Annotated in this window: 11 protein-coding genes and 1 pseudogene; 3 read left to right on the top strand and 9 right to left on the bottom strand. The window is 52.1% G+C overall.

Features of this window, described 5'->3' with window-relative positions; genetic code table 11:
* Positions 1–87: 87 nt before the first annotated feature.
* From ACI2I2_RS23235 to ACI2I2_RS23225, 3 genes are all read left to right on the top strand, one after another.
* On the top strand, positions 88–1,629 hold the full coding sequence (locus ACI2I2_RS23235; RefSeq protein WP_404660096.1) for a diguanylate cyclase domain-containing protein: 1,542 nt from the start codon (positions 88–90) through the stop codon (positions 1,627–1,629).
* A gap of 180 nt (positions 1,630–1,809) precedes the next feature.
* Positions 1,810–2,118, top strand: coding sequence for a PTS sugar transporter subunit IIB (locus tag ACI2I2_RS23230; RefSeq protein WP_404660095.1), 309 nt, complete (start codon positions 1,810–1,812; stop codon positions 2,116–2,118).
* Positions 2,118–2,435, top strand: coding sequence for a PTS lactose/cellobiose transporter subunit IIA (locus ACI2I2_RS23225; RefSeq protein WP_404660094.1), 318 nt, complete (start codon positions 2,118–2,120; stop codon positions 2,433–2,435). The genes ACI2I2_RS23230 and ACI2I2_RS23225 overlap by 1 nt, the downstream gene beginning before the upstream one ends.
* Before the next feature lie 228 nt (positions 2,436–2,663).
* Here the strand turns inward: ACI2I2_RS23225 and rpoC are convergent, their stop codons facing one another.
* From rpoC to ACI2I2_RS23180, 9 genes and pseudogenes are all read right to left on the bottom strand, one after another.
* Positions 2,664–6,887: a DNA-directed RNA polymerase subunit beta' gene (rpoC, locus tag ACI2I2_RS23220; protein ID WP_404660093.1), complete on the bottom strand. Its 4,224-nt coding sequence runs from the start codon at positions 6,885–6,887 to the stop codon at positions 2,664–2,666.
* Between the two features lie 76 nt (positions 6,888–6,963).
* A complete protein-coding gene (rpoB, locus tag ACI2I2_RS23215; protein WP_330985989.1) occupies positions 6,964–10,992 on the bottom strand; it encodes a DNA-directed RNA polymerase subunit beta in 4,029 nt (1,342 codons plus the stop codon).
* A 320-nt stretch (positions 10,993–11,312) separates the two neighbouring features.
* A complete protein-coding gene (gene rplL / locus ACI2I2_RS23210) occupies positions 11,313–11,678 on the bottom strand; it encodes a 50S ribosomal protein L7/L12 (RefSeq protein ID WP_002445276.1) in 366 nt (121 codons plus the stop codon).
* 66 nt (positions 11,679–11,744) lie between these two features.
* Positions 11,745–12,242 carry a 50S ribosomal protein L10 gene (gene rplJ / locus ACI2I2_RS23205; protein WP_330985990.1) on the bottom strand — a complete coding sequence of 166 codons (498 nt, stop codon included), beginning with the start codon at positions 12,240–12,242 and terminating at the stop codon, positions 11,745–11,747.
* Positions 12,243–12,534: 292 nt separating this feature from the next.
* Positions 12,535–13,239 carry a 50S ribosomal protein L1 gene (gene rplA / locus ACI2I2_RS23200; protein ID WP_404660092.1) on the bottom strand — a complete coding sequence of 235 codons (705 nt, stop codon included), beginning with the start codon at positions 13,237–13,239 and terminating at the stop codon, positions 12,535–12,537.
* A 3-nt stretch (positions 13,240–13,242) separates the two neighbouring features.
* On the bottom strand, positions 13,243–13,671 hold the full coding sequence (gene rplK / locus ACI2I2_RS23195; protein ID WP_148245049.1) for a 50S ribosomal protein L11: 429 nt from the start codon (positions 13,669–13,671) through the stop codon (positions 13,243–13,245).
* Between the two features lie 145 nt (positions 13,672–13,816).
* Positions 13,817–14,362: a transcription termination/antitermination protein NusG gene (gene nusG, locus ACI2I2_RS23190; RefSeq protein ID WP_003862341.1), complete on the bottom strand. Its 546-nt coding sequence runs from the start codon at positions 14,360–14,362 to the stop codon at positions 13,817–13,819.
* A gap of 1 nt (position 14,363) precedes the next feature.
* On the bottom strand, positions 14,364–14,747 hold the full coding sequence (gene secE / locus ACI2I2_RS23185; protein WP_330985992.1) for a preprotein translocase subunit SecE: 384 nt from the start codon (positions 14,745–14,747) through the stop codon (positions 14,364–14,366).
* Positions 14,748–14,978: 231 nt separating this feature from the next.
* Positions 14,979–15,072 (bottom strand): annotated as a pseudogene (locus ACI2I2_RS23180) (elongation factor Tu); the annotation flags it as partial.

Genomic DNA, 15,072 nt, shown 5'->3' with positions numbered 1-15,072 from the left:
TGTGAATGTATAAATGACGGATATCAGCGCACGCTCGCTTCACATCTTATACTTTTGCTACTCGCCCAACGGAATGTACTTAGCGAAATGAAACTTAACAGCAAAAATCTCTCTTTCACTCGCCCCATCGTGATCAGTCTTGGCGGGATCTTGCTCGGTTTTCTCCTTATCGCCACGCTGGTCACGCTGAACCAGCGCAAAGATATTATCGAAGACTATCACCAGATAAATCGAAACTTCACCCGTAACCTGGCCGTGAATTACACCGCTTCGATTCTTCAGGAAAACGACTACATCCTGGACAGGGCCGTGCGCTACTTCGCGAACAATGATGCGTTAAACAGAACGGTGAATATCGACCCGAAACAAGGGATGGAGCTGATGATGCAGCTTGTGGTGCTGATGCCAAGAGTCTCATCTATCTCACTTGTCGATACTGAAGGACATTACCTTCGCGCCCCGCATCTCAAACTCGAAGGGGAAAACGCCACATTTGATCCCAAAACACGCCCGTGGTTTGTCCATCAGGCATCCTCCAGCAATTACAGTCATTACACCGACGTTTACACCGATTTCTTTACCCACCAGCAGGCCATCACGCTTTATCGGCCCGTGGTGTCTTCAGATGGGAAACTGAAAGGCACGCTGGCGTTTCATCTCGATCTGGCCTCCATGGGCTACACGTTACGTCAGATGCAATCCCCTGTGCAGGGAGAATATTACGTCGTTAACCGCGAAGGTAAGGCCGTGCTGCACCCGGACACCGGCTTATTGTTCAAACAGCTGATCCCTGCCCGTTTGATGGACAAAATGAACAACGGCGAAGGCGCGGTGTATGACTCAAATCGCCATGTCTGGTACTACTATTACTCCTTTGCGAACCCTGACTGGTTTGTTGTCTTCAAAGTGTCTGATGACACGCTTAGCGCACTGGCGCGCCATGAAAGCATTATCGTGACGTGGGGCTTTTCGCTCGCCGCAATTGTCATTGTGTTGTTCGGCCTCTATCTACGCCATGCATCACGCACCGTACTGATGAACATCATTAATGCCATTAAAACGGGGGAGGTAAAGCAGGCTCCGAAGCTGGAAGCGATGCTCAGCAAAGCCATTATCTCTAATAAGGAGCGTGAACTGACGTATGTCCGTCAGGCCACCATCGATGCCCTCACCGGCTGCAAAAATCGCCGGGCCTTCGACAACGACGTGGCCGCGCTGATGAAGGAGGACGCGGCGTTCTCACTGGCCCTCATAGATATTGATAACTTCAAATCGATAAACGATACCTGGGGACACCTAAGCGGCGACATCGTATTGCGTAACGTGGCCCGTGAAGGGCTTAGCCTTTTGCAACCCAAGGGGATTTCGCTTTATCGCTATGGCGGCGAAGAGTTTGCCGTTGTCTTTGAACATGACCACCAGCCCGAAGCCTTATCGTTACTGGAGAGCTGGCGTGAGGCCATCGCGCAGAGAACCTGGCGTGAGGACGGAATGCAGGTGACCTTCAGCGCCGGATTGGGTAAATGGAATAGGGAGCCTTTGGATCAGTTGATTATCACCGTAGATGAAGCGCTGTATAAGGCGAAACAGCAAGGGAAAAACCAGATTGTTTGTAGCGATGTTATTTGATTTTAGGCAGTGAAGCGCCCCAGAGCTGACGGCCTTTCCACCGTAAAAGCTGCAAAATGTAACCGGTTTCATAAATTTGCGCTGATCTTTGTGATGCCTTACACACAATCACCGCAAAGCGGTTGTTGATTGCCGCGCCTCAGGATAAACATGAGTTATCAAGGACCATGAGGGCTAGTTATGAAGAACATCGTTTTATGCTGTGCAGCAGGCATGTCCACCAGCATGCTGGTTCAACGTATGAAAGACGCAGCTCAGAAAAAAGGCGTCGAAGTCTCTATCAAAGCCGTTCCCGTTGCTGAGTTCAAAGACAACATCGGTACCGCAGACATCGTGCTGCTGGGGCCGCAGGTAAAATACGAGCAGGCGAAACTGCAGGCCGAGGCTGAGCCGCTGGGCAAAAAAGTCGCGGTTATCGATATGATGGATTACGGCATGATGAAAGGTGATGTCGTTCTTGAGAAAGCCCTCAAACTGCTGGAGTCGTAATGGAAGATTTAGAATCAATCATCATGGAGCTGTTGGTGAATGCTGGCGCCGCACGTAGTTCAGCATTAACCGCCCTGCAACTGGCCCGCAAAGGCGACTTCACCGCTGCCGAGCAGTCTATGGCAGAGTCTCGCGAATTTGTGAAACACGCACATACCATCCAGACCCAGCTTATCGGTCTGGACGAAGGCACAGGTAAACTGCCTGTTAACCTGATTACCGTGCATTCTCAGGATCACCTGATGAACGCCATGGTGATTCAGGATCTGGCTGGCGACATGATTGAACTGTATCGCCGTCTGCCGCTGGTAAATTAAAAAAACATTATCTCAGTCAGACAATATGCCCGCTCTGCGGGCATTTTTGTTTTGATGATTGCCCGGCGGCGCTACGCTTGCCAGGCCTACAAAACGGGCCAATCCACAGGCTGGCGTAAGGCGAAGCCGCCACCCGGCATCAGCGTCACACCTGTTCACGCTATTTTGCGAGAAACCATAAAAAAACCCGCCGAAGCGGGTTTTTTTTAGCGTTTACTCTGTCAACGATTACTCGTTGTCAGAACCGCCGAGGCCTGCGTTCAGCAGTTCTGCAAGGCTTGCAGAAGCTTCATCAGCAGTCACCTGCGGTGCCGCAGGAACTTCACCCGCTGCACGGCGACGGATGCGATCCTGGTGATACGCATAACCGGTACCGGCTGGGATCAGACGACCCACGATGACGTTCTCTTTCAGACCGCGCAGTTCGTCGCGTTTACCCGCAACTGCTGCTTCGGTCAGAACGCGAGTGGTCTCCTGGAACGATGCCGCGGAGATGAAGGACTCGGTTGCCAGAGACGCTTTGGTGATACCCAGCAGATCGCGCGCATAGGTCGCGCTGATTTTGCCTTCAGCTTCAAGTTCGCGGTTAGCGATCTTAACGCGAGAGTATTCCACCTGCTCACCTTCGAGGAAGTCGGAGCTTCCAGCGTTGGCGATGGTCGCTTTACGCAGCATCTGACGAACGATAACTTCGATGTGCTTATCGTTAATCTTAACGCCTTGCAGACGATAAACTTCCTGCACTTCGTTAGTGATGTAACGGGTCACAGCATGAACACCACGCAGACGCAGAATGTCGTGCGGCGCTTCTGGACCATCAGACACAACGTCACCACGTTCTACGCGTTCACCTTCGAACACGTTCAGCTGACGCCACTTAGGAATCATCTCTTCGTACGGATCACTGCCGTCAACCGGGGTGATCACCAGACGGCGTTTACCTTTGGTTTCTTTACCGAAGGAAATGATACCGCTGATTTCCGCCAGAATAGCTGGTTCTTTCGGACGACGGGCTTCGAACAGATCCGCAACGCGTGGCAGACCACCGGTAATATCTTTGGTACCGCTGGATTCCTGAGGAATACGCGCCAGAGCATCACCAGCACCGATCTGGATGCCATCATCCAACTGAACGATCGCTTTACCTGGCAGGAAGTACTGAGCAGGCATATCGGTGCCTGGGATCAGAACGTCGTCGCCTTTGGCATCAACGATTTTCAGTGCTGGACGCAGGTCTTTACCACCGGTAGTACGTTCTGCAGAATCCAGAACCACCAGGGAAGACAGACCAGTCAGTTCGTCGGTCTGACGAGTAATCGTCTGGCCGTCGATCATGTCAGTGAAGCGAATGAAACCAGACACTTCAGTGATAACTGGCATGGTATGCGGATCCCAGTTTGCTACGGTCTCGCCGCCAGCAACCTGCTCACCATCACCCTTCGCCATGACCGCACCGTAAGGCACTTTATAGCTTTCTTTGGTACGACCGAATTCGTCGATCAGTTTCAGCTCAGTGTTACGGGAAGTGACAACCAGCTTGCCAGCAGAGTTCACAACAGACTTGGCGTTGGACAGCTTGATGCTACCCTTGTTTTTCACCTGAATGCTGGATTCTGCAGCCGCACGAGATGCCGCACCACCGATGTGGAACGTACGCATCGTCAGCTGTGTACCAGGTTCACCGATGGACTGTGCCGCGATAACCCCGATAGCTTCACCTTTGTTGATGATGTGGCCACGCGCCAGGTCACGACCGTAGCAGTGCGCACAAACACCAAAGTCGGTGTCACAGGATACAACGGAGCGGACTTTGACGGAGTCAACGGAGTTCGCTTCCAGCAGGTCACACCAATGTTCGTGCAGCAGAGTGTTGCGCGGAACAAGGATGTCTGCGGTACCTGGCTTCAGAATGTCTTCTGCAGTCACACGGCCCAGAACGCGATCGCGCAGTGGCTCTTTAACATCACCACCCTCGATAACCGGGGTCATGGTGATACCTTCGAGGGTGCCACAATCGTCTTCAGTCACCACCAGATCCTGTGCAACGTCAACCAGACGACGCGTCAGATAACCGGAGTTCGCTGTTTTCAGTGCGGTATCCGCCAGACCTTTACGAGCACCGTGAGTAGAGATGAAGTACTGGAGTACGTTCAGACCTTCACGGAAGTTCGCGGTGATTGGCGTTTCGATGATGGAGCCATCTGGCTTCGCCATCAGACCACGCATACCTGCCAGCTGACGAATCTGTGCTGCAGAACCACGCGCACCGGAGTCGGCCATCATGTAGATGCTGTTGAAGGAAACTTGCTGCTCTTCAACGCCGTCACGGTTGATAACGGTTTCGGTCTGCAGGTTATCCATCATCGCTTTGGATACACGATCGTTCGCCGCAGCCCAGATATCGATAACTTTGTTGTAACGTTCGCCTGCGGTAACCAGACCAGACTGGAACTGCTCCTGGATCTCGGCAACTTCAGCTTCCGCTTCAGAGATGATCTCGTGTTTCTTCTCTGGGATAACCATGTCGTCGATACCTACGGACGCACCTGAGCGCGCAGCGTAAGCAAAGCCGGTGTACATGGTCTGGTCAGCGAAGATAACGGTCGGCTTCAGGCCCAGAATGCGGTAACAGGTGTTCAGCATTTTGGAGATAGCTTTCTTACCCAGCGCCTGGTTGACGATGGAGAAAGGCAGACCTTTCGGTACGATCATCCACAGAATGGCACGACCAACAGTCGTATCAATCAGGCTGGTTTTCGCAACGAATTCGCCGTGAGCATCTTTTTCGTATTCGGTGATACGCACTTTAACGCGCGCATGCAGAGAGGCCAGGCCAGCGCGATAAATACGCTCAGCTTCTTTCGGGCCAGTCAGCACCATGCCTTCGCCTTTGGCGTTAACACAGTCACGGGTCATGTAGTACAGACCCAGTACAACGTCCTGAGACGGAACGATGATTGGCTCGCCGTTCGCTGGAGACAGGATGTTGTTGGTAGACATCATCAGCGCACGCGCTTCGAGCTGGGCTTCCAGCGTCAGCGGTACGTGTACAGCCATCTGGTCACCATCGAAGTCGGCGTTGTACGCCGCACAGACCAGTGGGTGCAGCTGAATAGCTTTACCTTCGATCAGTACAGGTTCAAATGCCTGAATACCCAGACGGTGAAGAGTTGGTGCACGGTTCAGCAGTACCGGGTGTTCACGGATAACTTCGTCCAGGATATCCCAAACGACAGCTTCTTCACGCTCAACCATTTTCTTCGCGGCTTTGATGGTGGTGGCCAGGCCACGCAGTTCCAGCTTGCCGTAAATGAACGGTTTGAACAGCTCCAGTGCCATTTTCTTCGGCAGACCGCACTGATGCAGACGCAGGTATGGACCTACGGTGATAACCGAACGACCGGAGTAGTCAACACGCTTACCGAGCAGGTTCTGACGGAAACGACCCTGTTTACCTTTGATCATATCGGCCAAAGATTTCAGAGGACGTTTGTTAGAACCGGTGATAGCACGACCGCGACGACCGTTATCCAGCAGGGCGTCAACCGCTTCCTGCAGCATACGTTTTTCGTTACGTACGATGATATCTGGCGCAGCCAGATCCAGCAGACGTTTCAGACGGTTGTTACGGTTGATCACGCGACGATACAGATCGTTCAGATCGGACGTTGCGAAACGACCACCATCCAGCGGTACCAGTGGACGCAGATCTGGCGGCAGAACCGGCAGAACAGTCAGGATCATCCACTCTGGCTTGTTACCAGACTGAACGAACGCTTCCAGCAGCTTGATACGCTTGGTCAGCTTTTTACGTTTGGTTTCGGAGTTGGTTTCGTTCAGCTCTTCACGCAGCTGCTCGCACTCCTGCTCCAGATCCATGCTCTTCAGCAGGGCCTGGATAGCTTCCGCACCCATCTTCGCGTCGAATTCGTCACCGAACTCTTCCAACGCATCCAGATACTGCTCTTCAGTCAGGATCTGATTACGTTCGAGGTTGGTCATACCGCCTTCGATAACAACATAAGATTCGAAGTACAGTACGCGTTCGATATCACGCAGTGGCATATCGAGCAGCAGGCCAATACGGGACGGCAGTGATTTCAGGAACCAGATGTGAGCAGTCGGAGACGCCAGCTCGATGTGGCCCATGCGCTCACGACGCACTTTAGTCTGGGTCACTTCAACGCCGCACTTCTCACAGATAACACCACGGTGTTTCAGGCGCTTGTACTTACCGCACAGGCACTCGTAATCTTTTACTGGCCCAAAGATACGGGCGCAGAAAAGGCCGTCACGCTCAGGTTTGAACGTACGGTAGTTGATGGTTTCCGGCTTTTTAACTTCACCAAAAGACCATGAACGGATCATGTCTGGCGAAGCCAGAGCAATTTTGATCGCATCAAACTCTTCGGTTTTAGTTTGCGCTTTCAGAAACTTTAATAAGTCTTTCACGGATTTGCTCCCGTCGGAGTTAGCACAATCTGGCGCCGGGGTTTAGCCCGGCACCAGTGACCTGTTTGAGCGAGAGTTACTCGTCTTCCAGCTCGATGTTGATACCCAGGGAACGGATCTCTTTCAACAGTACGTTGAAGGATTCCGGCATGCCCGGTTCCATCTGATGGTTGCCGTCGACGATGTTTTTATACATCTTCGTACGACCGTTCACGTCATCAGACTTAACGGTGAGCATTTCCTGCAGGGTGTAGGCTGCGCCGTATGCTTCCAGCGCCCACACTTCCATCTCACCGAAGCGCTGACCACCGAACTGCGCCTTACCACCCAGCGGCTGCTGAGTAACCAGGCTGTAAGAACCGGTGGAACGAGCGTGCATCTTGTCATCAACCAGGTGGTTCAGTTTCAGCATGTACATGTAACCTACGGTTACCTGACGCTCAAACTGCTCACCGGTACGACCATCGAACAGGGTAATCTGACCAGAAGACGGCAGACCACCCAGTTGCAGCAACTCTTTAATTTCAGACTCTTTCGCACCGTCGAAGACTGGCGTTGCGATCGGCATACCCTTACGCAGGTTTTCTGCCAGACGCAGTACTTCGTCATCGCTGAAGGTGCTCAGGTCAACTTTCTGACGAACGTCGGTACCCAGATCGTAGGCACGCTGGATGAATTCGCGCAGTTTCGCGACTTCTTGCTGCTGTTTCAGCATGGCGTTGATTTTCTCGCCGATGCCTTTCGCAGCCATACCCAGGTGAGTTTCCAGGATCTGACCGATGTTCATACGAGACGGTACACCCAGTGGGTTCAGTACGATGTCTACCGGCGTACCGTTAGCATCGTGAGGCATATCTTCGATCGGGTTGATCTTGGAGATAACACCTTTGTTACCGTGACGTCCCGCCATTTTATCACCAGGCTGGATCTGACGTTTAACAGCCAGATACACCTTAACAATCTTCAGCACGCCTGGTGCCAGATCGTCGCCCTGAGTGATTTTGCGGCGTTTCGCTTCGAGTTTCTTCTCGAACTCGTGCTTCAGTTCGTCGTACTGCTCAGCCAGTTGCTCCAGCTGATTTTGTTTCTCTTCGTCGGTCAGGCCGAGTTCCAGCCAGCGATCGCGAGGCAGTTTGTCGAGCTTCTCAGCTTCAACACCACCGGCAACCAGCACAGCGTAGATACGGCTGAACAGGCCAGCTTCGAGGATCTGCAGTTCTTCAGACAGGTCTTTCTTGGCCTGCTTCAGCTGCATTTCTTCGATTTCCAGCGCACGTTTGTCTTTTTCCACGCCATCGCGGGTGAAGACCTGAACGTCGATAACCGTACCGGAAACACCGTTTGGTACACGCAGAGAAGAGTCTTTAACGTCAGACGCTTTCTCACCGAAGATAGCGCGCAGCAGTTTCTCTTCTGGCGTCAGCTGGGTTTCACCTTTCGGCGTAACCTTGCCCACCAGAATGTCGCCGCCGGTCACTTCTGCACCGATGTAAACGATACCGGATTCATCAAGTTTAGAGAGCGCAGCTTCACCCACGTTCGGGATATCAGCGGTGATCTCTTCAGGCCCCAGCTTGGTGTCACGAGACACACACGCCAGTTCCTGGATGTGAATGGTGGTGAAGCGATCTTCCTGAACCACACGCTCGGAGACAAGGATGGAGTCTTCGAAGTTGTAGCCGTTCCACGGCATGAACGCTACGCGCATGTTCTGGCCGAGTGCCAGTTCACCGAGGTCGGTGGACGGACCGTCTGCCAGCACGTCGCCGCGCTCAACCGGCTCACCCAGAGAAACACATGGCATCTGGTTGATGCAGGTGTTCTGGTTAGAACGGGTGTACTTGGTCAGGTTATAGATGTCGATACCTGCTTCGCCCGCGAGCATCTCGTCTTCGTTAACTTTGATAACGATACGGGAAGCATCAACGTACTGAACGGTACCGCCACGTTTCGCTACGGCAGTAACACCGGAGTCGACCGCGACAGCACGTTCCATACCGGTACCAACCAGCGGCTTATCAGCACGCAGAGTTGGAACGGCCTGACGTTGCATGTTCGCACCCATCAATGCACGGTTGGCATCATCGTGTTCCAGGAACGGGATCAGGGACGCACCGACGGAAACCACCTGCTGGGTGGAAACGTCCATGTAGTCAACCTGGTCACGGCTGAACAGGCTTGATTCGCCTTTGCTACGACAGGTTACCAGGTCTTCTTCGAAGTGGCCGTCATCATCCAGGTTGGAGTTCGCCTGAGCAATAACGTAGTTGCCTTCTTCAATAGCAGACAGGTAGTGAATTTCGTCAGTCACAACACCGTCGGTCACTTTACGGTACGGCGTCTCAAGGAAGCCGTATTCGTTAGTCTGTGCGTACACGGACAGAGAGTTGATCAGACCGATGTTTGGACCTTCAGGCGTTTCGATTGGACACACGCGACCGTAGTGAGTCGGGTGTACGTCTCGAACTTCAAAGCCCGCACGTTCACGGGTCAGACCGCCTGGGCCGAGTGCAGAGATACGACGCTTGTGCGTAATCTCAGACAGTGGGTTGTTCTGGTCCATAAATTGAGACAGCTGGCTGGAACCAAAGAACTCTTTCACTGCGGCAGAGATAGGCTTAGCGTTGATCATATCCTGAGGCATCAGGGTATCGAGATCGCCCAGAGACAGACGCTCTTTCACCGCACGCTCTACACGTACCAGGCCAACGCGGAACTGGTTTTCCGCCATTTCGCCCACGGAACGGATACGACGGTTGCCGAGGTGATCGATATCATCCACTTCACCGATGCCGTTACGGATACCGATGAGCTTCTTCATCACTTCGATGATGTCTTCTTTGCTCAGGATACCGGAACCTTCGATCTCGTCACGCAGCAGAGAACGGTTGAACTTCATGCGGCCTACCGCAGAAAGGTCATAACGGTCTTCAGAGAAGAACAGGTTCTCGAACAGGCTTTCAGCTGCTTCACGAGTTGGTGGCTCACCCGGGCGCATCATGCGGTAGATTTCTACCAGCGCGCTCAGACGATCGTTGGTTGGGTCGACGCGTACAGTCTCAGAGATGTAAGCACCGTGATCCAGATCGTTGGTGAACAGCGTTTCGATACGTTTGTGACCAGACTGGCTCAGCTTCGCCAGCAGATCCAGGCTCAGCTCCATGTTCGCCGGGCAGATCAGCTCGCCAGTAGAAGCATCAACGTAATCTTTTGCGGATACTTTTCCTGCAATGTACTCAACCGGAACTTCGATGTGTTTGATATCATCTTTTTCCAGTTGGCGAATGTGACGCGCAGTAATACGGCGGCCTTTCTCAACGTACACTTTACCGTCAGCTTCGATATCGAAGGAGGCGGTTTCACCACGCAGGCGCTCAGGGATCAGCTCCATCTGCAGTTTGTTGTCACGGATTTCGAAAATAACTTTTTCGAAGAACAGATCCAGGATCTGCTCCGTGGTGTACTGCAGAGCACGCAGAATGATGGTCGCAGGCAGCTTACGACGACGGTCGATACGGACAAACAGGTTGTCTTTCGGATCGAACTCGAAGTCCAGCCAGGAACCACGGTAAGGGATGATACGTGCGTTATACAGCACTTTACCCGAAGAGTGGGTCTTACCCTTATCGCTGTCGAAGAAGACGCCTGGGCTACGATGCAGCTGAGAAACGATAACACGCTCAGTACCGTTGATCACAAAGGTACCGTTATCGGTCATGAGCGGAATTTCGCCCATGTACACTTCTTGTTCTTTAATGTCTTTGACTGTACCTTCCGGCGCTTCACGCTCGTAAATCACCAGACGCAGTTTAACGCGCAGGGGAGCGGAATAGGTCACGCCGCGAATCTGACATTCTTTAACGTCAAATACAGGCTCGCCCAGACGATAGCTCACATATTGCAGCTCTGAATTGCCGCTGTAGCTCGCGATTGGGAACACGGAGCGGAAAGCCGCTTCGAGACCATACTGACCTTCAGGATCTTGCTCGATGAACTTCTGGAACGAGTCAAGCTGGATAGAAAGGAGATAAGGTATGTCCAACACTTGTGGACGTTTACCAAAATCCTTACGAATACGTTTTTTCTCGGTATAGGAGTAAACCATAGGGTTCCTCAGCTCGCTGACAAGTCGACCGACTCTGTCCATTGGACGGACAGTTTATGCAACACTATTTTGTTGACCGAAAAGTGGAACACTTTCCGCAATACCTGTTGCTATCACGCTTAAACCATTTCATTGCGATTTACACAGAGCGAGCACCCTGTCGCAGTATATTAAGTCGTCGATAGAAACAAGCATTGTCAGGACAGCCAGCAGTCAAACAGTGTGAAATGCTACTGGCGCCTTACAGCGCAAAAAGGCTGGTGACTAAAAAGTCACCAGCCATCAGCCTAATTGCTCAGGCTGCAACCGGAAGGGTTGGCTTATTTAACTTCAACTTCTGCGCCAGCTTCTTCCAGAGATTTTTTCAGAGCTTCAGCGTCATCTTTGCTCACGCCTTCTTTCAGAGCGGCTGGAGCAGATTCTACCAGGTCTTTAGCTTCTTTCAGACCCAGGCCAGTTGCGCCACGAACAGCTTTGATTACAGCAACTTTGTTCGCGCCAGCAGCTTTCAGGATAACGTCGAATTCAGTTTTCTCTTCAGCAGCTTCAGCTGGGCCAGCAGCTACAGCTACAGCAGCAGCAGCAGAAACGCCGAATTTTTCTTCCATTGCAGATACCAGTTCTACAACGTCCATTACGGACATAGCGGCAACTGCTTCGATGATTTGATCTTTAGTGATAGACATTTAAATTGTTCCTGAATATCAGAATAAGTTTATACGTATGCGAATGATTGAGAAAGAAAAGTGCGATTAAGCAGCTTCTTTCGCATCGCGTACAGCAGCCAGAGTGCGAACCAGTTTGCCGGCAGCGGCTTCTTTCATGGTTGCCATCAGGCGTGCAATTGCTTCTTCGTAGGTCGGCAGAGTTGCCAGGCGGTCGATATTAGACGCCGGGATCAGCTCACCTTCAAAGGCTGCAGCTTTGACCTCAAATTTTGCATTCGCTTTCGCGAACTCTTTGAACAGACGAGCAGCAGCGCCCGGGTGTTCCATAGAGTATGCAATCAGGGTCGGACCAACAAACGTGTCTTTCAGGCACTCGAACTGAGTACCTTCAACGACGCGACGCAGCAGGGTGTTACGAACAACACGCATGTATACGCCAGCTTCACGACCTGCTTTACGCAGTTCAGTCATTTTGTCTACAGTAACGCCACGGGAATCCGCAACTACTGCAGACAGCGCGCCTTTGGCTACTTCGCTGACTTCAGCAACAATCGCTTGTTTGTCTTGAAGATTTAAAGCCATTAGCTTTGCTCCTGGATGTTTGCCAGAGACTATCTCTGGAACTCACTTCACTCCCCTCAACGAGAGGAGCGTCTTAATACGGTGAGCAGAAACAAGCCAAAGAGTATCAAAAAATAATCTTAGCGTTCTGTCACCGTCTACGCAGGGAATTAAGTCTCTTGCGAAACACCTGCGGTCTTCGACGGAGGCCTGGAAAAGGCCAGGCTCCAACGAACAATTCTTTTACCTGCTAACTTTCGCTAGCAAACGTGGGGGTAAGATTGTAGACAAATTCACCGCCCACGTAAAGGCATTAGTTTGCAACAGCAGTCAGGCCAGCCTGATCAACTGCAACACCTGCACCCATGGTGGTGGAGATGCTAACTTTCTTGATGTACACGCCTTTCGCCTGAGTTGGTTTTGCTTTTTTCAGCGCAACCAGCAGAGCTTCCAGGTTTTCTTTCAGTTTGTCAGCGTCAAAGTCCACTTTACCGATGGTGGTGTGGATGATGCCGTTTTTGTCGTTACGATAACGAACCTGACCTGCTTTAGCGTTCTTAACAGCTTCAGCAACGTTAGGGGTTACAGTACCCACTTTCGGGTTTGGCATCAGGCCGCGTGGACCCAGAACCTGGCCCAGCTGGCCAACAACGCGCATTGCATCCGGGGAAGCAATAACAACGTCAAAGTTCATTTCGCCTTTCTTGATCTGGTCAGCCAGATCTTCCATACCTACCAGCTCAGCGCCAGCAGCTTTAGCTGCTTCAGCGTTAGGGCCCTGGGCAAATACGGCAACGCGAACAGAACGGCCAGTACCGTGCGGCAGTACAGTTGCACCACGTACGTTCTGGTCAGATTTACGAGCATCGATGCCGAGGTTAACGGCAACGTCTACGCTTTCTACGAACTTAGCAGTAGCCAGTTCCTTCAGCAGAGTGATAGCTTCGTTGATGTCATACTGTTTGGTCGCGTCAACTTTATCGCGGATCACACGCATGCGCTTGGTCAGTTTAGCCATTTCTTAGTCCTCCACTACCAGGCCCATGGAACGTGCAGTACCTTCAATGGAGCGAGTCATCGCTTCAATGTCGGCGCCAGTCATGTCGGCAGCTTTGGTCTGCGCGATTTCCTGCAGCTGAGCGCGAGAAATTTTACCCACTTTCTCTTTGTTCGGCTTACCGGAACCAGACTTGATGCCTGCAGCTTTCTTCAGAAGAACAGCAGCTGGCGGAGTCTTGGTAACGAAAGTGAAAGAACGGTCAGCGTAAACGGTGATCACTACCGGGATCGGCAGACCTTTTTCCAGGGATTCGGTTTTGGCGTTAAACGCTTTACAGAATTCCATGATGTTTACGCCCTGCTGACCCAGTGCTGGACCAACCGGTGGACTTGGGTTCGCCATACCAGCTGCAACCTGCAGCTTGACGTAGGCTTGGACTTTCTTAGCCATTCTCAATTTCCTCTATTGGGTGATAACGCCTCAAAAAGGCTCCCCGTGATTAATACGTGATTTATGTGCACAAGGCCCATAAATACAAAAGGCGCGAAATTGTATTCCAATCTCGCGCCTTGTGCAACGTTTGATCGCTGCTTATTTAAGCTTTTTCAACCTGCGCAAAGTCCAGTTCTACCGGTGTTGCACGACCGAAGATAGAAACAGAAACTTTCAGGCGGGACTTCTCGTAGTCGACTTCTTCGACCACGCCATTGAAGTCAGCAAATGGACCGTCATTAACACGAACCATTTCACCTGGCTCGAACAGCGTTTTCGGACGCGGCTTATCACCCACCTGCTGCAGGCGGTTCATGATCGCATCAACTTCTTTATCGCTGATCGGCGCCGGACGATCGGAAGTACCACCGATGAAGCCCATTACGCGCGGTACGCTACGCACTAAGTGCCAGCTGGCGTCATTCATTACCATCTGCACAAGCACGTAACCTGGGAAGAATTTGCGCTCGCTCTTGCGACGCTGGCCGCCACGGATCTCAACCACTTCTTCGGTTGGAACCATAACTTCACCAAACAACTCTTCCATATTGTGTAATTTGATATGCTCACGCAGCGAAGTGGCTACGCGGCCTTCAAAACCGGAAAACGCCTGAACGACGTACCAGCGCTTTTTAGGAGCTTCAGACATCTCAGAACCTCAGGCCAGTGATAAAGGAGACCAGGCGAACCAGAATACCATCCAGTCCCCACAGGATCAGTGACATTACAGCAGTAACCGCGGCCACAATCAGCGTGGTGTGCAGCGTTTCCTGACGCGTAGGCCAAATGACCTTACGAACTTCAGTACGTGCTTCACGTGCAAACGCGACGGTCGCTTTGCCTTTTGTCGTCAACAGCGCGACACCGCCCGCTGCAGCAATCAGAATCACCACGGCAAGCGCACGCAGCGGCAACGTAATGTCACGATAGAGGTAGTTGCCCACAATGGCTACGATCAGCAGAACTGCAACGACCACCCACTTCATCGCTTCCAGGCCGCGCCCGCTCCCTTGAGCTTCGGTATTCGCACTCATAAACCAACCTGTCACAAGAATTCGACAAACATCTTTGCCCCGCGAGAGTGCGAGGCAACCAAAACCGAAATGCTCTGTTGCGTTTCGGACTTAACGCCCTCTTCAGAGCCTGTCTCAGCAATGATTATGACAAAAAAAATCACTGATGAGCCAGGTTCTGGTTCGAAAGCGTGCAAAAAGGGCATCAAATGATGCCCTTTTATTGCGCATTGCGTCAAATGTTATCAGTGATTAGCTGATAACTTTAGCAACAACGCCCGCGCCAACGGTACGGCCGCCTTCACGGATTGCGAAACGCAGACCGTCATCCATCGCGATTGGGTGG

The sequence above is a fragment of the Scandinavium sp. NPDC088450 genome (assembly GCF_044900545.1).
In the GTDB taxonomy this organism is placed as follows: Bacteria; Pseudomonadota; Gammaproteobacteria; order Enterobacterales; family Enterobacteriaceae; genus Scandinavium.
Note: the sequence above shows the minus strand (reverse complement) of the source record. Positions and strands in the feature narration are given on the sequence as shown.

Coding starts and splice junctions, on each gene's coding strand:
- ACI2I2_RS23235 (WP_404660096.1), top strand. CDS start 88: ATGAAACTTAACAGCAAAAATCTCTCTTTCACTCGCCCCATCGTGATC.
- ACI2I2_RS23230 (WP_404660095.1), top strand. CDS start 1,810: ATGAAGAACATCGTTTTATGCTGTGCAGCAGGCATGTCCACCAGCATG.
- ACI2I2_RS23225 (WP_404660094.1), top strand. CDS start 2,118: ATGGAAGATTTAGAATCAATCATCATGGAGCTGTTGGTGAATGCTGGC.
- rpoB (WP_330985989.1), bottom strand. CDS start 10,992: ATGGTTTACTCCTATACCGAGAAAAAACGTATTCGTAAGGATTTTGGT.
- rplL (WP_002445276.1), bottom strand. CDS start 11,678: ATGTCTATCACTAAAGATCAAATCATCGAAGCAGTTGCCGCTATGTCC.
- rplJ (WP_330985990.1), bottom strand. CDS start 12,242: ATGGCTTTAAATCTTCAAGACAAACAAGCGATTGTTGCTGAAGTCAGC.
- rplA (WP_404660092.1), bottom strand. CDS start 13,239: ATGGCTAAACTGACCAAGCGCATGCGTGTGATCCGCGATAAAGTTGAC.
- rplK (WP_148245049.1), bottom strand. CDS start 13,671: ATGGCTAAGAAAGTCCAAGCCTACGTCAAGCTGCAGGTTGCAGCTGGT.
- nusG (WP_003862341.1), bottom strand. CDS start 14,362: ATGTCTGAAGCTCCTAAAAAGCGCTGGTACGTCGTTCAGGCGTTTTCC.
- secE (WP_330985992.1), bottom strand. CDS start 14,747: ATGAGTGCGAATACCGAAGCTCAAGGGAGCGGGCGCGGCCTGGAAGCG.